The organism is Lysobacter ciconiae (assembly GCF_015209725.1).
Classification (GTDB): Bacteria; Pseudomonadota; Gammaproteobacteria; order Xanthomonadales; family Xanthomonadaceae; genus Novilysobacter; species Novilysobacter ciconiae.
In genome coordinates this window covers 892,010-912,661 of record NZ_CP063656.1, presented here as the reverse complement: position 1 = coordinate 912,661, position 20,652 = coordinate 892,010, and the positions used below count along the sequence as shown (strand labels likewise).

14 protein-coding genes are annotated in these 20,652 nt (G+C 61.5%); 5 read left to right on the top strand and 9 right to left on the bottom strand.

Features of this window, described 5'->3' with window-relative positions; translation table 11 throughout:
- Positions 1–60: 60 nt before the first annotated feature.
- Entirely contained in the window at positions 61–1,356 is a 1,296-nt protein-coding gene (locus INQ41_RS04150; RefSeq protein WP_193986474.1) for a DUF2254 domain-containing protein, read from the top strand.
- Positions 1,357–1,362: 6 nt separating this feature from the next.
- Here the strand turns inward: INQ41_RS04150 and INQ41_RS04145 are convergent, their stop codons facing one another.
- Positions 1,363–2,028 (bottom strand): hypothetical protein, encoded by a 666-nt coding sequence (locus tag INQ41_RS04145; RefSeq protein WP_193986472.1) that lies wholly within the window; start codon positions 2,026–2,028, stop codon positions 1,363–1,365.
- Positions 2,029–2,046: 18 nt separating this feature from the next.
- Positions 2,047–2,463, bottom strand: a complete 417-nt coding sequence (locus tag INQ41_RS04140) for a VOC family protein (protein ID WP_193986470.1) — start codon at positions 2,461–2,463, stop codon at positions 2,047–2,049.
- A gap of 239 nt (positions 2,464–2,702) precedes the next feature.
- Between INQ41_RS04140 and INQ41_RS04135 the strand changes: the two genes are divergently transcribed.
- From INQ41_RS04135 to INQ41_RS04125, 3 genes are all read left to right on the top strand, one after another.
- Entirely contained in the window at positions 2,703–3,566 is an 864-nt protein-coding gene (locus INQ41_RS04135; RefSeq protein WP_193986469.1) for a hypothetical protein, read from the top strand.
- A 24-nt stretch (positions 3,567–3,590) separates the two neighbouring features.
- Entirely contained in the window at positions 3,591–4,802 is a 1,212-nt protein-coding gene (locus INQ41_RS04130; protein WP_193986467.1) for a uracil-DNA glycosylase family protein, read from the top strand.
- A gap of 233 nt (positions 4,803–5,035) precedes the next feature.
- Positions 5,036–5,650 carry a hypothetical protein gene (locus tag INQ41_RS04125; protein ID WP_193986465.1) on the top strand — a complete coding sequence of 205 codons (615 nt, stop codon included), beginning with the start codon at positions 5,036–5,038 and terminating at the stop codon, positions 5,648–5,650.
- 87 nt (positions 5,651–5,737) lie between these two features.
- On the opposite strand, the gene INQ41_RS04120 is transcribed toward INQ41_RS04125, so the two are convergent.
- The 6 genes from INQ41_RS04120 to INQ41_RS04090 all read right to left on the bottom strand — a co-directional run bounded on the left by INQ41_RS04120 (position 5,738) and on the right by INQ41_RS04090 (position 18,473).
- A complete protein-coding gene (locus tag INQ41_RS04120; RefSeq protein WP_193986463.1) occupies positions 5,738–7,534 on the bottom strand; it encodes a GmrSD restriction endonuclease domain-containing protein in 1,797 nt (598 codons plus the stop codon).
- A 21-nt stretch (positions 7,535–7,555) separates the two neighbouring features.
- Complete coding sequence (locus INQ41_RS04115) at positions 7,556–11,020, bottom strand: DEAD/DEAH box helicase family protein (protein WP_193986461.1); 3,465 nt, start codon at positions 11,018–11,020, stop codon at positions 7,556–7,558.
- 853 nt (positions 11,021–11,873) lie between these two features.
- Positions 11,874–13,022, bottom strand: a complete 1,149-nt coding sequence (locus INQ41_RS04105; RefSeq protein WP_193986458.1) for a restriction endonuclease subunit S — start codon at positions 13,020–13,022, stop codon at positions 11,874–11,876.
- Positions 13,019–14,503: a type I restriction-modification system subunit M gene (locus INQ41_RS04100; RefSeq protein ID WP_193986456.1), complete on the bottom strand. Its 1,485-nt coding sequence runs from the start codon at positions 14,501–14,503 to the stop codon at positions 13,019–13,021. The genes INQ41_RS04105 and INQ41_RS04100 overlap by 4 nt, the downstream gene beginning before the upstream one ends.
- Before the next feature lie 14 nt (positions 14,504–14,517).
- Positions 14,518–17,355 carry a helicase-related protein gene (locus tag INQ41_RS04095; RefSeq protein ID WP_193986454.1) on the bottom strand — a complete coding sequence of 946 codons (2,838 nt, stop codon included), beginning with the start codon at positions 17,353–17,355 and terminating at the stop codon, positions 14,518–14,520.
- Positions 17,355–18,473 carry a hypothetical protein gene (locus INQ41_RS04090; protein ID WP_193986453.1) on the bottom strand — a complete coding sequence of 373 codons (1,119 nt, stop codon included), beginning with the start codon at positions 18,471–18,473 and terminating at the stop codon, positions 17,355–17,357. Before INQ41_RS04090 ends, INQ41_RS04095 begins: the two co-directional genes overlap by 1 nt.
- A gap of 323 nt (positions 18,474–18,796) precedes the next feature.
- Between INQ41_RS04090 and INQ41_RS04085 the strand changes: the two genes are divergently transcribed.
- Positions 18,797–19,270 carry a hypothetical protein gene (locus tag INQ41_RS04085; RefSeq protein ID WP_193986452.1) on the top strand — a complete coding sequence of 158 codons (474 nt, stop codon included), beginning with the start codon at positions 18,797–18,799 and terminating at the stop codon, positions 19,268–19,270.
- Positions 19,271–19,736: 466 nt separating this feature from the next.
- Here the strand turns inward: INQ41_RS04085 and INQ41_RS04080 are convergent, their stop codons facing one another.
- Positions 19,737–20,648, bottom strand: a complete 912-nt coding sequence (locus INQ41_RS04080) for a L,D-transpeptidase family protein (protein ID WP_407074263.1) — start codon at positions 20,646–20,648, stop codon at positions 19,737–19,739.
- Between the last annotated feature and the right edge of the window lie 4 nt (positions 20,649–20,652).

Below are 20,652 nucleotides of genomic sequence, written 5' to 3'. Positions count from 1 at the left end.
CGCCGCCATCGCCCGCGCCAATGCTGAGCCGGCACCCGTGTCCGGCGGAGGCGACTGAACATGTTCTCGCGCCTGCAATGGCTGGTCCTGCAGCTCTCGCGCCAGATGTGGCTGCGGGCCACGGCGTTCTCCCTGCTGGGGGTCGTAACCGCGCTGGCGGCGATCGTGCTCAAGCGTTTCATCCCGCCGGAGGTGACGACCCAAATCGGCGCGACGGCGGTCGGCAGCCTGCTCAACATCATCGCCAGCAGCATGCTGGCGGTGACGATTTTCTCATTGAGCACGATGGTCGCGGCGTTCGCGTCCTCGACCAACAACGTCACCCCACGCGCCACGCGGTTGCTGAGCGCGGATGCAACAGCGCAGAACGCGCTGGCGACCTTCGTGGGCTCATTTCTTTTCAGCGTGGTCGGCATCATTGGGCTGCACACCGGCCTGTACGGCGACAGCGGACGGGTGATCCTGTACGCGGTGACGCTCGGCGTGCTGGTGATCATCGTGATCACCCTGCTGCGCTGGATCGACTACGTGCTCGAGCTCGGCCGGGTGGGCCCCACCAGCGAGCGGGTGGAAAAGGAAGCCACCAAGTCCATACGTGCCCGCTACAAGCTCCCCTACCTGGGCGGCGCGCCGCTGCACGAGCACAGCGATGCAACCGACAAGCCGGGAATGCCGCTGACCGCGCGCAAGATCGGCTACGTCCAGTACATCGACATGGGCGCCCTGCAGGAGCTGGCGGAAGAATCGGACCTGCACGTGGTGGTCCACCTGCTGCCCGGTGAACTCGCCGGACCGGGCAGGCCCGTCGCATCGGTCACCGGCACCCACGATGAAGAGACAATGCGCAAGCTGGCCAGGGCGTTCAACATCTCCTCGGAGCGATCTTTCGACCAGGATCCGCGGCTGGGGCTGTGCGTCATGGCGGAAATCGCCTCGCGCGCGCTGTCCGCCGCCGTCAATGACCCCGGCACCGCCATCGAGATCCTCAGCCGCGGCGCGCGCGTCCTCGCCCAATGGTCCTCGCCGTACTCCGACGAACTGGACGAGGACGAAGAAGTCCGGTTTCCCCGGATCCGCGTGCCAGGAGTGAAGCTGGACGAACTGTTCGATGACTTCTTCGTGGCCATCGCCCGCGACGGCGCCGCCACCGTGGAGGTGGCGATCCAGTTGCAGAAGGTGCTGCACATGCTGGCCACGGTGGACCAGCCGCGCTACCGGCAAGCGGCGTTGCAACAGTCACGCAGCGCCCTGGCACGCTGCGAAAACGCGCTCAGCCTGCCTGACGACATCCAGCGCGTGCGCGCCGCCGCCGCGCGGGTTGCGCAGGCGGCAGGCGGCGTGTCGGCCGTCAGCTGAGCGGTATCAATTCACGACGTCGAACTTGCCGTCCACATCGTAGATTTCTTGCGTGTGGTCGATGTTGAGCCGCTGCAACTTCCCGCTGAAGTGTCCCGCAGCGCGTTTCCCATCCTCGAAGGTCTCCATCACGATGCGCATCGGCTGCTTCTCGCCGTTGGAGGAGAACGCCATCGACGGACCCTGCTGGCGCTCGGTGCCGGCATCGGTATCAAAGTTGAAGGTGGCCTCCGTCACGCCACTCGCCTCGGTGGACTCGCCCACGCCTGCCGGCTGCGTGCCGAGGATCGCCCCGGTCAACACGTGCTTGCCATCCGTCGAGCGCAGCCGCTCGTTGGGGGACACGGTGAGGCTGAACATGCTGTCGGACAGATAGGTGCGCAGCTCCCGGCTATCGGCGGGGACCTCGAACGTCGCCGGTTCGGCAAACGCCGGTCCACTGATGGTGAAGCTGAGCCCGTCCGCCGACTTGGCGGCCGCCGGTGCGCGGTCGCTCGCGCTCCCCTCCGCAGAGGGCGCACCGGACTCCGCGCAGGCAGACAACAGCCCGAAGCAGAGCAAGATTCCCAACTTCCTCAGGACATTCTTCATCGATCCGTGCATTTCGGCTCTCCGTGTGTGGTTCCGGTCGTCGCGATCGACGCCGCTGCTGACTTGCAGTGCCCGCAGCATAGCCGCAGGCGGTCGGCATTACCCCGCCGGGGGCCCCTTGAGCTCGACCCGATTGCCTTCCGGATCAAACAGGTACTGGGACGGCCCCTGCCCCAACGCGCCGTAGCGCGACCCGAACTCGCCCAGCTCCACGCCATGCGCGCGCAGATGCGCCTCGATGGCGGCGCGGTCAAACGGCAGCGCCTGCACGCACAGGTGGTCCATGTTGTGGCCCTCCGCGCCCGGTGTCGCACCGCCCTGGCGACCCAGCTCACCGGCGACATCGACCAGGTCGATCAGCGAATCACCCGCGCGCAGCTGCAACAGTCCGATGTCGTCCTGCCGCCGCTCCACCGTGCAGCCGAGCACGTCGCAATAGAACGCCTGCATCGCGGCGATGTTGCGCACGCGCAGGACGACGTGGTCGAGGCGCTGGAGGGTGAAGGGGATGCGCATGGGGCCGCTCCTGTGGGGGAGAGTCGGAGCCTAGCGCGGATGGCGCGATGAAACCTCGCTCCCACCAACATGTCGCGGTCCTGCATGGCTTCCCCAACCCCATGGGGGGCAGACGACCCGACATTGGGCGCGCTCCGACACGCTCGCAAGATAACCATGGCATAGATAGATATCCCGCTTGACATCCCGGTGAGGCATCGCAACAATACCTCCACCCGAGACAAGATGGATATCCCGCTATGACAAACCAAGATCGGATCGATACCGCCACCCAAGCCGCCGCCAGCCTGGTGCGGGCGGTGGCAGAAGTCGGCCAGTTCCTCACCACGGGCAGCACTCAAACCCTGTCCGAGTGCGATAGCAGCTTTTTGGAGCGCGTCGCCAGCACCATGGCCGACTTCGCGTGGAACGGTAAGGCGCGCGCCCAGAACGAGCTTGAAGAAGGTTTGACTGAGCTGGCGGTCGCCGTTGAACTGCTCTCCGCAAACTTCACCCTGCCCGATGGAAGTGACTGCTTGTCGCCCGATGAAAAAGAGGCGATTCAGCGACTGTCGAACGCAGCGACCGCGCGCTGGGAGCTGGATCGCGGTGAACCCATTCGGGTTGAACAACTGGCTGCCCTCGCCGGGGTATCGGAAAAAACCGTCCGCACGGCCACCAATCCGAAGAGTGCCAATCCGCTCCCCGTCACCAAAAGCGGCTATTGGACCTTTATCGAAGCGGAGGACGCGTTGGCGTGGCTCGGCCGCCGAAAGGATTTCACCCCCACCCACCTCGGCGCCCAAGGCCCCCAGCAACCGCAGATCACCGACGCTGCCGTACTGGGGACCACCTGCCAGAACTGGCGTGAGACCGCGGATCTCTCGCTCGACCAATTGGCTCATGCGCTCCAGTGGGGTCCGGAACAAGCGCTCGCCTATAGCGGCATCGAATCGCAAGCGCCCGGCAATGTGATCGCCGAGTTTCCGCCGCAGGCGCTACAGCAACTGGCCTTGCATTTGGATCTTCCCGATCCGGCGGCATTCGCGCGCGAGGCCTATGCCGTATTGGCACTGGCGCATGCGGCCGCGCTTAGTGCTACGCAAATCAACCACCCCGCCTGACCCCATATTTTCCAAGGAGGCCATATGAACGCACTCATTCATCGCTTTCGCGACACCATTGTTGACGCTGCAAACATCGATCCACAGGCCGATCGGCTGCTGATCGAACGCCACGGTCCGCTCGCCTGCCACTACGCGCCTTTCGATCACATCAACCCCGACGCAAAGATCGTTCTATTGGGAATCACCCCCGGCGCGCAGAAGGCTCGCAACGCACTCACTGAACTGGCAACGGCGTTGCGCGCCAATAAAAGCGATGCCGACGCTCTCGAGCTGTCGAAGAAAACCGCCAGCTTTTCCGGGCCCATGCGCAACAACCTGATTGCCATGCTGGATCGCATCGGGCTGCATGCGGTGCTTGGCATCGAGAGCTGTGCCCGGTTGTTCGACACCCGGACCGACCTGGTGCACTTCACCTCCGCGTTGCGCTATCCGGTGTTTGTGAATGGCAAGGACTATTCAGGGTCGCCGTCGATCCGTACCACTCCGGCGCTGCGGGAAATGTCGCGTCGTTGGCTGGATGAAGAAGTCGCCTTGCTGAAGGACGCGTTTTGGGTGCCGCTCGGAAAAGAGCCATCCGCCGTGTTGGACGATTGCGTCGCACGCGGACAACTGGATGCACAAAGGGTATTGGCTGGCCTACCCCACCCGTCCGGCGCCAATGCCGAACGCATCTCGTATTTTCTGGGCACCAAACAGCGTGAGGCGCTTTCGACCAAGACCAACCCGGAACTGATTGATGCCGCGCTCCTGCAGCTGACACGCTCGGTGACAGCCTTTGCAACAAACGAGTCGTCCCCGGACCAGCCGCCCACCCCCACCGAGCCGGCGCAGCCACCCGTGCCCCCGCCACCGGCAACGACCCTTGCACCCAGCGCTTCGACCAGTCCACGGTCAACCGCGCCTTCATCCAAAACAGTCGCCCAGGCCGAAGCCCTGCTCGCATCCAAGCTCGGGCGCATCAAAGACGGCAGCAAGAAAGTTGCGGGGTTTCAAACATCGCTCGGCCGCCACCTGGCGATCCAGCGCGACGTCCAGTGCATCAACATCTGGACCGAGGATGTGCCATTCCTCAACGCGGTTGCCCCGTGCGAACGCTATCCTGCGCAGCGGCGACGTCACTCCAACCTCGACGCGCAAGCGCCGCGGGTCGGTAACGGGCGCGACGCACTTTTGTGGCGCGTAAGTGACACCGACCAACTTGCCGAGCTGATCGCCTGCTACGACCGGGCCTGATCTAAATTCTTCTGGTCACTCGGTGCGTCCTCTCCCGGGGCGCACCGGTTATTAGCAGCACTCGCCCAAAGATCAGCTCACACCCGCACCTCCAATACCCAAACCGGGCGTAAGTCCGCTGCGCTATAGTCGATCCAAAACGGCAGGACGATCTCAACCCGGAGGAAGCGATGCTTCGCTGGAGATATCTCAAACGCAGGCCCCTCTTGTTTCGCAGCTCGTGGGATGAGTGGGTGGCGTACTCGAACGGCGTCCGCTATTACGTCACTACGGAGGCGGATTCTTCATTCAACGCGGAAGCGAAATCGGGACCGGAATATGAATCCGTTGAGGTTCTTTTGACCGACACAAACGAGGAATCGGCGATAAAAGCATGTGAAAATCATGCCGCCTCGCATCGGCGGGAAATCGACGGCGGCAAGCTTACGAGCGCACTGTTAAATGAAGTCAGGAAACTTTCTAACGAGTACAGACGGAGCGCACGCCACCAGTATGCGACAGACGTCGATGACCGATTCATAGATGTTAGTGAGCACGTGTGGCTCCATGACCACTTCAGCGAACTTATCCAATCATCCCCAGAAGAATCCAAGGAAATCGTGGCAACGTCCTTACGGGAAATATGGATGAATTCGTCGATTAAAAGCGACGAGTGGCTCCCAACTTTCGATGACGCTCGCGCGGCCATCGAGACATTTGAACAATCATTGGGTGGACACGACGGACAGGGCGACGTTTTGGCTCGTCGCTACGAGCAACTCCTATCGAGCTTAAGCCCTCCTGACGTCGAGTTCTTTGGACCACGTCTAGACGAGATTAAAAGACGTCTAAGCAAAACGCACGATTGAGCCGCGAGTAACCGGAGCTATCTCGACACTCGTTGGAAGGGTGATCGGGTGGCTTCAACGATCGATGGCTACGCGATACGAAATCCATCACAGGCTCTCGTAATAGGCCCTCATCTTCGAAGCCATCAATCGACGTCGTTCGTCCAAGAATGATGAATAGCTACCGGCGTCCATCTCTATGACGGACGCGGGAATCGCATGCATCGCCAAGTTGTCGGAAAGCTCCTCGTTGGACGCAATATTCCCATAGCGCCGCTTCCCGCCGTTGGACTGATCCATGATCTCGCCAAAGTACTGCACGGGCGATTTATTTCCGACACCAATGTTAATTTCCGTCTGCATGTATACAAAGTTGGCAATCTGGTTGTAGTCGCCGCGCTTGAAACCGCTCTTCTTAAGGTAATCCTTGGGAAATATGTGGTGAATGTCGCCCCGCAGCTGGACCAGATCCGACACCCGGATGTCTCTGGAGAGAAAGCCCGTATCACCCGCTTTTACCTGCGACGCAATAAACGCCCAAAATATCGGACTGTTACTCGAGCTCTTGCTCAAACTCTGAACGAGCGAGACGTCCCAGAAAGCATCCGAGAGACTGCCTGCCTCGACAGTGGCCAACACCTCTGAGAAGTCTCTACTGGCGATTGCCTTGATGTCTGCCTCAAAGCGAGTCTCAAACGCACCGGAAGATCGTTCCGTCAGCACCGTCATTACGAACCAACGGCGTACGAAGCGCTCGATGTCTTCAGGACGATGCCCCATCGCGCGCAGCTTCAGAAAAACGATGTAAGCAAAGTTGATCGCATTTCGAGAACGGATCATCTGCGGGCGGATGAACCCCGCAGAGCGGATAATCATGAGAAACCGCTTGAAATTGGTCTCGTTCGACAACCTCGTGAAGCTCTTACCGAGCCGGTCGAAGGAGTCCGCAGCAATTTCTTCCTCATAGGTACGCGCTTCAAAATTCCGTCCTGACAGCAAGCTCACTAGGTCCGCCAGACGGCCTCGGTTGAATTCCGACGTGAAGGCAACGCGCATGACGTCGACGTAGCTTGGGTCGTACAGATCGTCCGTCTCATCCTTCATCCAACGGATGTTTTTGTAGTAATGGGTGTCGGTGAACTCGTCGTCATTCCGAACCACCGCCTCATGGATCTCGGGCGAGACCGCCATGTGGCAAAAGTAATCGATGGCCTTGCGCAGGTTGGGGCCTTCATACCGCGTCTCTGCCGCGATCTTCGACATCGCGAAGTCAGCCTGGCTCAAGACCACGCCCTTGGAGTTGATCCGGATGAATATTTCGGTCACCTCCTCGATGTCGAGGTCGTGCTCCAACTCGATCATCCCCACCTGACGCTTGGAGATGTTCGTCAGGTTCGTCATCGCCTGCGCGACCTTGTCAGGGTCGGCCGATGGGTTGGCACCCATATATCGTGGGTGCGCCTGCAGCAGCCCTTCGTGTCCACTGACCAGCGGCGCAATATCAGGAATCCACTGGGCGTCCCGAGCGATGGCCGGATTGGACACTTCGAACTTGTCCTCCAGCGGGTGAAACGCAATCGTGATCCGTCCCTTCTCATAGTGCTTGTTCAGCACGCGCTCGCCGAGGATGGCCGCACGCAGCGCGGTTATGCGCTGCTGGCCGTCAATCAGGATTTTCTTGCCGCTCGCGGTTTTGCCGTCCTTCGTGCGGACATCCGGGTTGCGCCACGCAATGACGTAACCGACCGGATACCCCTTGTAGAGCGAATCCATGAAGTCCCGCACCCGGGCCGCGGTCCACACGAACGGCCGCTGGATCTCCGGAATCGCGATTTCGCCACTCTTGACCCAATTGAGGAGCGACTCAACCAGGTACTGGTTGACCGAATACTTCTGCTTTTGCATGCGCTCCCCTTAGATGTCGCGTCAGGCTGCTGCCCGCTGATTGATTGAATTCACGATCTGAAAAAGCCGGTTGGCGTCTGCATCACCGAATGCGCCTTCCACACCTTCGTAGTGGATCGCGGTGAACGGTGCTTCGTACAGCTGCCCAGGGTCCATGACCCCGCTGTGGGTGAGGCGGTCAATGACCATTTCCACGAAGCGGATCTGCTGGACGGTGTAGCGGTTCTCGTCGAGGAAGTGGGCGAACGCCTCCTTGGCGGCGTTGCGATCCAGTCCCACTAGTGAGCGGATGAACACCGTAAGCGGTCGCTCGCTGCCGTAATACTTTTCGAATGCCTCGCGGCCACCGACAACCTCGGCCCCGTACACAAATCGCTCCAGCTCCTCCAGGTCGGTCGGCGTCAACGGCTTGTTGTGCCGCAGCTTGGCGATGGCGATATGGCTGTCGTTGGCGCGGATGTAGGCCTCGACCTTGCGCTTGTACTGGGCGAGGTTGATGCCGGTGCTGAAGCTGTCCAAGCCGACTTCACTGGCCTCGCCGATCTCATCGGTCAGAACCGTGTAGACGGGGGTACTGCTCTTCTGGTCCACGAACTTCACCAGATCCCGCAGCTTTCGGCGCACCGTCTCGATCATTGCCAGCGTGATGTCCTGCCAGAACGCCTCGGTCTGCAACTCCTGAATCAACGCAAGCTGCGCCTTCACTGCCGGAATGGTGTCCTTGGTTTCCAGGTCGCTCGCGATGCCAACGATCTTGTCGCGCCACGTGATGAAATCCCCGGTGGCCTTGATCAACGCCACCTGCAGGTTCACGCAGACCAGGTCGAACAGTTTCGCCGTGATGTGCTCCGGCTCCTGCTCGCTGGGCAGACCCGCAACATGTTCGCGCAACTCCACCACCGCCGTTTCATCGATCGCGTCCCACGCCGCGCGCTCGGTGAAACGCGTGACGTGCTCCAGCTCGGTACGGACGATGAAGTTGGTCAGATTCATCGCCGCCACCTCGCCATGAAGCTGATCAATGAGCGACTGCCTCAATCCGGAGGCACTCTCGTAGCCGCCGGGAATATCAGCGGCGCCGCTGGATTTCTCCTTTGCTTCGGCCGGCAGCATTGTCATCAACTCCAGCCGGCGCTTGAACAACCGTTTGCCGAGCGGCTCGGCCATCTTCGTTACTGCGCCAGCCGGGCGCTCGTTGAAGTACTCGAAGTTCTGGCAGAAGTCGAAGATGTAGAACTCGGCCTTGTCCTGCCCCGGTCCGAACAGCTCCGGCCGCAACCGGGTCCCGCGGCCGATCATCTGCAGGAACTTCACCTTCGAGCGCACCGCTTTGAAGAACACCAGGTTGACGATTTCGGGCACGTCGATGCCGGTGTCCAGCATGTCCACCGAGATCGCGATCTGCGGCAACCGGTTGACCATGCTGAAGTCGTCGATCAGGCTTTGCGCGTAGGTGACCGCATGGGTCACCACGCGCGCGAACTCACCCTTGTAATGCGGGTAATGGTGGTCAAAGCGCTGCGCAATGAACTGGGCGTGCCGCTGGTTGACCGCAAAGATGATGGTCTTGCCCAGGGTGTCCCCGCCATCGACCTTCAGCCCGTGCTCCATCAGGTGCTTGAGCATCAGGTCGACGGTGCTTTCGTTGAACAGCTGCTTGTTGACCTGCGAGGCATGCACCTCATCCGGCAGCTCGTCGTGCTCGCCCCAGTCCAGCGACTCCCAGTGCTCCTTCTCCTCGTCGCTCAGCTCGTCGTAGCGGATGCCCTCGCGCACGAACCTGATCGGGACCGAGTGCGCCTTGGGTGGGACCAGATACCCGTCACCGACCGCCTCATCCAGCCCGTAGGCATCCGTTGGTACCCCCGTTTCCAGCCCGAACAGGTGATAGGTGTCGCGATCCACCTCATCGCGTGGGGTTGCGGTCAGGCCGACCAGATAGCTGTCGAAGTACCGGAAGATCGCGCCGTACTTCTGGTAAACGCTGCGATGGGCCTCGTCGATGATGATCAGGTCGAAATGGCCGACGCCGTACTTGCGGCGGTCGCCCTGCATCTGCTCGATCAGCCCCATCATGGTCGGGTAGGTGGACAGGTAGACCCTCCCCTGCCCGTCCTTTTCGGTGACCAGATTCACCGGGCTGGAATGCGGCAGGTGCTCCTTGAACGCCTTGGCCGCCTGGTTCACCAATGCCACGCGGTCGGCCAGGAACAACACCCGCTTGACCCAGTTGCCCCGCATCAGCAGTTCAACCAGTGCAATCGACATGCGGGTCTTGCCGGTGCCGGTGGCCATGGTGAGGAGTCCCGCGCGGCGGCCGGACGCCAGTGCCTCGGTCATCGATCGGATCGCGCGGATCTGGTACCCGCGATCGGTGATCTGCCGGTTGACCTTCAGCTCGCGCAGGTCCTGCTGCAGGCTGCGGCGCTGAATCGCCAGCTCCAGCTCCTCGCGGGTATAAAAACCCTGCACTTCACGCGGCGGCGCGCGCCGGTCGTCCCACAGCCAGGTCTTGTGGCCGTTGGTGTAGAAGATCAGCGGACGCTGGCCCTTCATCTGCTCCAGACAATCGGCATACAGCTTGGCCTGCTGCCGGCCCACGTCCGGGTCGCTGAAGGTGCGCTTGGCCTCCACCACCGCCAGTGGCTTGCCGTCCCGGCCCCACAGAACGTAATCGACGAAGCCCTCGCCGTGCGCATTCGGCATGCCGGTGACCGGCACCTCCACCGCCGCGTTGCTGCCGATCTCCCAGCCGGCCTCGCGCAGCAGCACGTCGATAAAGAAGCGACGGGTGTCGGCCTCGTGGTAGTTGTGCGTATCCGGTACGGCGAGGTTGGCGGCCTTGGCTTGGGCGAGTTCCGCCCGAGTTTGCGCCAGTTTGGCATTGACCTCGGCCAGCGCGGCCTCCCGCTCGGCGAGGCTGGCCGCAGTCTCCGCAATGCTCGCCTCGCGCGCCTCGATCTGGGCGTGCTGGGCTTCGATCTCCTTGCGGAACTGCGCTTCCTGCTTCGCCAGCTCGTCGCGGGTAAAGCTGACCGCCTCGTCGGCGCGCACCAGATGCGGCACCCGCTTGTCGTCGAAGCTGGCCTCGATGCTCTTGGGGTCGCTGGCACGCGTGTAGGTACGCGCCAGCCAATACAGCACGTGGAACAGCTCGCGGACCAGCCGCACTGCATCGCCGCTGCCGATGCGACCGCTGGCATGCACGGCCTGGTTGCCGAGCTTCTGGATCACCCGCGCCTTGTCGTGGATATGCGGTGGCAACAGTTGCTCGAACGCGGGCTGGGTCAGCAGCACGCCCAGGCTGTTGTCGTACGGCATACGCAAGGTGACATCGTGCGCGTACAGCCAATGCACCGCCTGCTCCAGTGCATGGCGAGTGCGCATGCAGCAGGCACGAGGATCGGAATGGACCAGTTGCTCCGCGCCTGTTGCCGGCTCGTAGAGCGGTTTGAACTCGGGGAGGAGGAACTGGAAGTTGGTCATTGATCAACCCATAAATGAAGAAACTCAAGACCCCATAAAGATGGAATCAGGATCAAACGCGTCTCGAAGGTACGGTGTGAATCCCACCAACACGATGGACATTGCAATCATATCCCGCATGTCAATCTGGCGAATTGCACCAGCTGGATTACCCCCATGGCGGATTCCCGGGTAGTCCGACGCAAACCCGTAAATATTTCTTAGCGCTGCCTGAACCGCTCCATGCGGCCAAGAACCTATTTCAGAGCACATTCTTCCGAGCTCGCCCGCCTTCACACCAGGGCATAGCGCACCGAGCGCCTCAAGAACATTTACTTGCTTCTGTATTACCGTTTTTATTTTGCGGTCAGACATGCCCCCCTAAGGTCCCATACGGACTCTTCGAAATCAGAATAAAGCCCTCCTAAATGATCATCTTGTTTTGCCACCGCTCGGAGATCACGCATCATACTTGCAAACACTCCTGACAAGGACGGGCAGAGCCTACATGGGGCGCGCAAGTCGTACCTAATACTGTACTTCTCTACGAATGAGGACAGCAGTCTGAAATACTCAAAAGAAAGCTCGGCTCCGCCTAGATCATCGATAATCGCGTGAGCCTCTTCCAGAAACCCAACGAGCGATCGTTCGCCAAGCAACTCGCCAACTGTAACAGCCCGAAAAGCGTCGCTAGCCTGGACGGGATCATCAATAATGTCCGCCAGCAACTCAATTCTAGGCCGCTCGCGGAGGGCGTTACACAGCTCACGATAGAGTTCGCAAAAGATGTCTTCCGGGACGCCCTCCCGATTAATGAGCGGCCCCCAGATGTCGTGCCATATTTCGGACCATACCCCGATAAACTCACCGCGCATCATTGCACCCTATTTTCGAACAGCTCATTCTCCAAAGAGGCGAAGAGATAATCAATGCGCCTCAACTGTTCTCTATGGCATGCGCTGCTAGACTCAACCGCAGCAACTTTTCTGGAGAATCGCTTCTGGAGAGCGATAGGGGGGATGGGAATAGTGACTCTACTAAATGCGGACTTGTTAAGAATAGGAACGGTGGTCGCGGACGACAACGCCAGCATTTGCGGCGTGCGACAGACTAGCGCGGCCACTCCGAAGTCATCGTCGACCAAATCGTAATTCCAATCAACCGCGTTTATTTGTTGATTAAAACTACATGGAACCGGGGCTTTGGCAATCTTTCCGATGCTTCCAATACACCCTACCAATGCCGATCCAGCCCGCACAACCTTAGTGTAGGTAGCGCCTAGTTCGGTTATTGTTCGCTCAGCACGAAACATCGGACGTGAAAGATCGCCAGGCGTTACAAATGGAACATCTCCATCGAATACTCCGGTCACTGCTGTTGGCGGCGTCTTTCCTGTGTGAATATCCCCCAAGTCTGCTAAGGCAACCATGGGCCAACGCTTGGGATTCGATGTGGGCTCGCCGAACATGTCGATAAACACGGACTGCAGCAGCTGGTCGAGCTTGGCGATGGCTTCGCGGCGCTTGGCGCGCAGCGCGTCGGCCTTGTCCAGGATCGCCGCGATGCGGCGCTGCTCGGTGAGCGGTGGGACTGGGAACTTGATCGCGGTCAGCTTTGCCTTATTTAGGGTTGCACCCATCGCGGCACGATCCGCACCTTGCAGAAGGTCCACGTGTTGAAGCGCCCAATACATAAAGTCGGGGTCAACCTCGCTGCTAAGGTTTGACAAGGCTGCAATTGCCTCGTTCGTGTACATTGGAATCCGTGCCACCCCCACCTTCCCGATACTGAGCTTGTAACTAAGAAGGAGGGTTCCCGGCTTAACGATCTTCATTCTAGCGGCCCGCGCGCCTGCATCTGTCACGCATTCTTTGGTAAATTGCAGGTTGCGACCTTGATTCATGTCGGCAATCGACAGCCAAGGCAGTGTTCCACCACGCCAAAATTCTGGTTCGGCGCGAGATGGAGTTTTGCCAATCTCAAGATCACAAAGCTCGCCAAGAGCTACTGACCGCCAACTCACGACAGCATCCCCTCCAGCTCCTCCATCCCCCGCATGATCTCCGCCTCCAGCTCCTTCAGCTCGGCCAGAATCTTCAGCGGCGGGTCGTACTCCACGTGCTCGTGCACGACCTCCTTGTAGCGGTTGATCGACAGGTCGTAGTCGTTGCCGGCGATCTCCGCCTTCGGCACCAAAAAGCTCTGTTCAGTCCGCGCCCTGCCCGACTCCCCCGCACGGTTGCACCATCGCTCAAGAATGTCCGGTAGGTTGTTGGCCTCGTGCTTCTCCGCATCCAGTGCGTTGCGCTTGTCATCCAGCGAGAAGCCGTCCGCCTGCATGTCGTAGAACCAGACGTCGTCCGTACCGCCGGAGTCGGTCTTGGTGAACAGCAGGATCGCGGTGGACACACCGGCATACGGGCGGAACACGCCCGACGGCATGGACACGATGCCGTCGAGCTTCTGCTCTTCCACCAGCATCCGGCGCAGGGTCTTGTGGGCCTTACTGGAGCCGAACAGCACACCGTCTGGCACGATCACCGCCGCGCGGCCGCCGGGCTTGAGCAGGCGCAGGAACAGGGCGAGGAACAGCAGCTCGGTCTTTTTGGTTTTGACGATCGCCTGCAGGTCCTTTGCAGTGCTCTCGTAGTCCAGCGATCCCGCAAACGGTGGGTTGGCCAGGATCAGGCTGAACTGCCCGGCCACGCCGGAATGCCCCTCGCTGAGACTGTCCCGGTTCTCGATGGCTGGGTTCTCAACGCCGTGCAGCAGCATGTTCATCGAGCCGACCCGCAGCATGGTGCTGTCGAAGTCGAAGCCGTGGAAGGTGTCGCGGTTGAAGCGTCGTGCGGCCTCGGGACTGGCGTAGATCTCGTGCCCATGGTGCGCGTTGAGATACTCGCTGGCCGCCACCAGGAAGCCCGCCGTGCCGCAGGCCGGGTCGCAGATGGTGTCGGACGGCTTGGGCGCCATCATCTCGACCATCAGCTTGATGATGTGGCGCGGGGTGCGGAACTGCCCGTTCTGCCCGGCGCTGGCAATCTTGCCAAGCATGTACTCGTACAGGTCGCCCTTGGTGTCGCGGTCGTCCATGGGGATCGCGTCCAGCATGTCCACCACTTTGGCCAGCAGCGCCGGCGTGGGAATGGTGAAGCGCGCATCCTTCATGTGGGTGGCGTAGGTGGAATCCTCCGCGCCGCCACCGAGCGTCTTGATGAAGGGGAAAACCTCTTCAGCGACCGTGCGATACAGCGCCTCGGGGTCGCCCAACTGGCGGAATACCGACCAGCGCAGGTGTTGCTGGTCCGCACCGAAGATCGGGTTCTCGATCGGGCGGTTGAGGCGGTTGGCCTTCTTCTCTTTGACGGTGTGCAGCTCATCCAGACGCTTGATGAAAAGCAGGTAGGTCATCTGCTCGATGACCTCCATCGGATTGGAGATGCCGCCGCTCCAGAAGGCGTTCCAGATGCTGTCGACCTGGGATTTGATGCTACCGGTAATCATGTCGTTCCTCGGGTTTAGACGGTTGGCAGCGTGGGTTCGCTGCACCAGGCGGCGCTGAGCCACTCTCTGTTTTCGGGATGCAGGTTGGCGTTGGACCTGCGGGCCAATTGGGCGTCGATAAAGGACTCAACGCCGGTGTGTATCCCGTTGGTGACCGCGCGATCGATCTCGCACGGGACAGTGTGTATGGGTGTCAGAAGCCAATCGGCGACCTGTTGGGGATTGGCGTGCAGCGCGCCTTGGCGGTCTACCGCGATGGCATGGAACTCCTGGCGGAGGCGTAGGCCGCGCTCGTCCTGCCAGCGCAGCATCGCGGTTACCACATGGCTGAAGCCGGGCAATTCCGCCGCAGCGGTCAAGCCCTGGAAATCATAGCTGCGCGCACGCTCCATAAGTGCAGCGACGAAGGGATGGTCCAGGTCGAGCAACTCGACCGGCGTGCTTTCGGCACGCAATTCGCGGTCAAAGGTGATGCGGCCGTCCCGGCCCAGTCGGGGAAGTCCGGCAGCCGCTGGTACGTCCAACAGCCATGCGGCACCGGGGAAGCGCCGACTCTCGCCCACGTTGCCGCCCAGCAGGCGGACCATCCCGAGCACAAACGCCTGCAGGTGCAACGCGCCTACCCGGAAGCCCGAGCGCATCTCATCGGCGTCGTAGCTCACCGCGTGCTGGAACAGCTTGCGCTGCAACTCGGAGGTCTCGCGTGCGCGGCGCATGGCGTCTTCGATGTTCTCCTGGGTGCGTTGCACACCGGCCCTGCTCGCCTGTTCGAGAATTTCCTCGACGTCCAGCAGGCTCGCCAACTCACCGACGATATCGCTGACCAGATTTTCCGACGAGGTTTGATCCACCCCGGCCATGTCCGCGGCGACCTGATCCAGACGCGCGTACATATTGCTGACCACCAGGTCATCGGCCGAGTTCACGCCCTGCAGGTTGAACGCCACCACGTGGTGCTCCTGCCCATAGCGGTACAGCCGGCCGATGCGCTGGGCGAGACGCATGGGGTTCCACGGCAGGTCGTAGTTGACCAGCAAATGGCAGCGGCGATGCAGGTTGAGTCCCTCGCCACCGGCCTCGGTGGACACGAGGAACTGCCCATCACCCTCAAAGCGGGCAATCGCGGCGCGACGCTCCTCGACGTTCATCCCACCATTGATGACATCGACCTTGCTGGCGCCGTATTGCTGCTGGAGCTGCTCGACGATGTAGTCCTGGGTGCCCCGGTACTCGGTGAAGATCAGCACGCGCTCGTCAGGGTTCTCGCGGGTGATCGGCGCAATCACGCGTTCGAGGAAGGCCTGCATCTTCTGATCGTCCTCGCCAGCAGCGCGACATACCTCGATCAAGGTTTTGAGGCGCTCGGTTTCGCCCACGAAGAACTCTTCGCGCGTCTCCTGCGCTGCCACTTTGGTTTCCTCGTACTCACCGGAATAGCGCTCCTCCATGAAGCCGTCATCAAGGGTGGCTGCCAGCGCGGCTTGGGATGTCAGTCTGACCAGACGGCGCATCAAGGCAAGCTGCAATGTCCGGATCGATGAGGCAGCGAGCTTCCGGTAGACGGTCATGACAAAACCGATCGCCCCGCCGCGCCCTTTCCCCAAGTGCTCCGCCGCGCTGTATCCCAGCTTCAGATACGACCGTAACTGGGCTTCTAGTTCTACCAGCTCAGGGCTGGAGTCCACCTGCACCATACGGGAGGTCTGGCCATGGAACACGAAATTTCCGTCGATGTCGGTGACGTCGGACTTGCGATTGCGGAACACCATTTTCGACAACACGCTTGAGTCGATTCCCAGCAATGAGAACTGCGCTTTCAGCTCCGGTCGCAACAGCTCCAACAACGCCTGGAACTGGCTTTGATTGCCTTGGTGAGGTGTCGCGGTAAGCATCAGCACGTTGCGCGTGCGTTGACGCAGCGCTTCCGCCAACTCAAACCGGTCGCTCTTCTGGTACTTCATGCCGTACTGGCGGCGAGTGAGTCGGTGCGCTTCGTCAAAGATGATCAGGTCCCAAGGCTCTGCCTCCTTGAGGCGCGCGAGATGATCGTCAACTTTGACCTTGTCCAACGACGCGATTACCCGGTCGTAGAGCTTCCAATGGGTGGTGTCGCTGATGTTGAAATCGCTGCCGTAGATAAGGAAATCATCCAGGCCGAACTTGTACTTCAGATCCTCCTGCCACTGGCGAGTCAACCCAGCCGGGACCACCAGCAGCACACGTCGTGCCACGTTGCGTTGACGCAGCGCCGCAATCAACAGCCCGGCTTCGATCGTCTTTCCCAATCCCACATCATCGGCGATCAGCCAGTTGAGGTTGCCCGAACTGAGGATGTGATGAACCAGATGGATCTGATGCGGTAGCGGATCAATATCGAAGTGCGACAGCGATCCGGTGTTCTCATTCCAGAGCACCAGCGCGTGCGCAAGATTTCGCAGGCGAAGCCGCTCGGCGGCGTCGGGACCACCTTGGTCGCCGGTGCGGAAACGAAAGCGGGCGCCCTTGATGAAGCGCAGGCGCTCCCAGGGGACCCAGATCCGCGCGCCATCCTCGTGGAAATCGACGAGCACCTGGGTACGCCCCCCAAGCTGCCTGATCGAGTGCACTACCCCGTAGCCGAGCGACGTTTCAAACGATGACGCGGGCACGTGAAGCACTTCATAGCCGGGTTTAAAACCGCACTCCAAGTCCCGCAGGGGAACCACATCGCGCTGACTCTTCCCCAACCAGTTCACAGTGAGCGAAACGCCGCGTTCCGAACTGTGACTCGCCATCACGACACCCGGAGTTTTCTCCGACGTTGCTTTGGCAACAACCCACGCCCCGTTGGCCGGGATCAGGTACTCGCCCATCAAATTTGGACTCCGAAATCCAGCCCCAGCTTCTCGGTGATGTGGCTCAGGTCGTAGCCGGAGCGCAAAAGTGCTGGGAGTTCGGGCTCGATATTTCCGGTCGGCTCATCCCACCAGTCGGACGAGTAAAGACAGTGGCGTGTGCCGTCGAAGGATCGCTCGTCGGTAGGATCAAGGTTGGACTGCCAGATGCCATCGTCGACTTCGGTGTGCGTCGAGAGGCGATACCGGAAAAGGTAATCGCGGAACGTTGCCAGCTCACCGGAGCGTCGGCGCAGCTGACTCCAGACATCCTGCTCCGCGCTCAGAAAGTCTGCGATCTCCTCGATCGTCGCGTCATACCCCATGACGTCCAGCAAGCGAGCAGCCTGCAGCCACGTCAGGCGGTGACCGCCATGCCAGCCGTCGGGAGCGAGGATGTCGCTTTGGACACAATGCAGCCAAACAACGGTGATCTGAAACATCAGGTGGATCTGCTCCACCGAGTAGCCGGCACGCACCAGGGCTCTGACTTGGGTCTGGACACCCGACCAGCCGCGCTCAAGGATGATGTCGGTGAGCAGATCGAGATTCCGAACGCTCACGAGATCTTCGGTCTGCAAGAAAGCCATCGCGAGCTGGATTGCGCGCTCAGAACCCAGCACGCCACCGGGGAACTCAACAGCTCCGCCAGAGCTGTGTACGTCATCAGGCTCGGGCACTTCAAGGTGCCACGGAACCTCCGACTCTTCCCTGGTCGACCAGCCCCCCGCGAATTCGTCTACATCCTCGTCGAGCGGAAGCTCGAGTTCGGTGTTCGGCACGTCAACAAAAAAATCCAACGTCGGGTGCGCGATAGGTTCTGGGACCGCACTTGGCTCTTCCGCGGCCGGTTCGTGACTCTCTCTTGACAAGCGTCCGGTCGCCGTCGGCGGAGCATCCAGCTCAGTCACCAGGTTGGGGAATCCGGAGTCACTCACCCAACGATGATCTGAAGCCGATTCGCCCGCGCCGATCCCGAGCAACAGGAGATCGTCGTTAGTAACCCGATCGTGGTCATAATCGCGCGGCGCGCTGCCGGGCCCGAAACCCTCTACGCTCTCTACGCAAAATGGGTCTTGCACCGCAAAGTCGACCATGGATCCCCCCCGAGACCAATAAACGATACAAACGCGAGTATGCCGCTTCGGTGTCTCACGCACTAAGACGCCCGGGATGCCGAGCGGGATCCATCTCCTACACGACGCGTAGAGAAAGCCGGGGCTTTGGAAGCGGACAAGTCCTAAGACGCGCATACCCGCAGCCGCCGCCGCATCCGGCACACTTCCCACACCCCAGCCGCCGGCCTCGCCGGCACGCACGACTCACGCCACAGGGAATGCGGCGGGGCGGTGTTGGTGGGCTTGCAGGCGCGCATGGCGTGCCGGCCCCGGCGCCTCATCTCGAATGCAAAGGAGTTGCAATGAGCCAGAACCTGATCAACCTCACCCTGTCCGACGCCCAGCTGGACGCCGTGGACCAGGCCTTGACCGAGCTGGAGACGCAGTTGGTCGCCTTAGTGGCGATGAACTCCGGCCAGCGCCGCAAGCTGGCGCGCATGGGCGACAAGTCCGAGAAATTCTGCCGGCAGACCTTGAACGTGCTCAGCCAGAACCCGCAGGTCGTGCCGCCGAGCGTGAAGCTGGCGGAGGCGTTGGAGGATCTGGCCGCGCTGGACCGGCTGCGTCCGCGCATGCAGCGCCTGCAGCGTCTGGCCGAGCGCGGTGCCGACAGCGAGATCGCGCTGGGCAGCGACATCATGCGCTGCGCGCTGGACGGTTACGCCCTGCTCAAGGTCGCCGGCCGCAATCAGGGGCTGGAAGGGCTGCGCAAGGAGCTCGGTGCGCGCTTCGCCAAGAGCAGCCGCTCAAGCGAGGAGAAGCCCGAAATGGCGTAACGCGACGCTGCGAAGGAAGGCCGCCTGCGGGCGGCCTTTTTTGTGCGCCGGAAAAAACGGCATGGATGCCGAAAATTTCGCCATCGTTGTCACTCCCGGTGGCGCTCGTGCCGGTTGGCGCGGCAGTCGAGGCCCGGGCAAGGGCATCAACGCCACTCTCGGCGGCAGACGCGACGCTTGAAGGGGCAATCGCGCCATTTTGCGCGGGACCGCCCACGCATCCCACGGCAACGACGCGACTTTTTGCGGCAGCGCTACGGCGTGTTCCGCCGCACACGCCGGTCAAACCCGCGACGGCGCCGCTTCATCCGCCGCAACTGCCGCTCCCGACCCGCTGCCTGGCGCTCATCCGCCTGCCGTCGGTCCCGCCCTGCTTTCCCCTGTTCCCCGCCGACCACACACAACAAGGCCGCCAGAAGGCGGCCCTGTCGAGACCCATCAAAGCGGGTCGCATTGACCCCGCCGACTACTCGCGCATCGTCACCGGCACGCCGGGCTTCACCACATCGGCCAGGGCGGCGACGCTCCAGTTGGTCATGCGGATGCAGCCATTGGATTCGGTCTTGCCGATCTTGGCCGGCTTGGGCGTGCCGTGGATGCCGTAGTGCTCTTTGCTCAGGTCAATCCAGGTGGTGCCGACCGGGTTGTTGGGGCCCGGCGGGATCTCGGCTTTCTTGTCGGACGCCTTGGTACCGGCGATCAGCTCCGGGTCGAAGTACCACACCGGGTCGCGGGCGACGCCATTGATCTTCCAGTCGCCGATCGGCAACGGGAACTGCGCGCTGCCGGTGGTCACCGGGTAATGCCCGATCACCTTGCCCGACTCGTCCATCAGCAGCAGGGCGGAGTCGGACTTGTCGATCACCACCTTGGCCGGCGTCGGCAGTCGTGTCGCGGCCTGGATGTTGGGCACGGTAATGGTCTTGCCGGAGGCCAGCTTCACGCCGGGGTTGAGCTTGGCCAGCAGGGCCGGGCTGGAGTGGAACTGCTCGGCGACCTTCTCCTCCACCGACTCGTACGGAAGTGCGTCCACCTTGGCCATGGCGGCGTGGCCGGTCGGGGTCGGGGCAAACGGGCCGGCGACGTCCTCGGCGGTGAGCGTGTATTCGATCAGGACGGGCGCGTCGTCCTTGTCCAGCGCCTCCCAGGTGGCGGCATCCATCGTGCCGGTCGGCTTGATGTCATGCGCGCGCTGGAAGGCATCCACCGCGCGGCCCATGTTGCTGCCCACGGCGCCATCGATCTCGCCGGGGGAGAAGAACGCGCGCTCCAGCAACACCTGGGCGCGCAGCGGGCTGTCCTTGGCCAGCTCCGCGTCGGCGGGCGCGGCCGTCACCGGGGGAAGCGGCTCGGGCTCGGCGTTCTTCTCAGCGGGCAGTTTC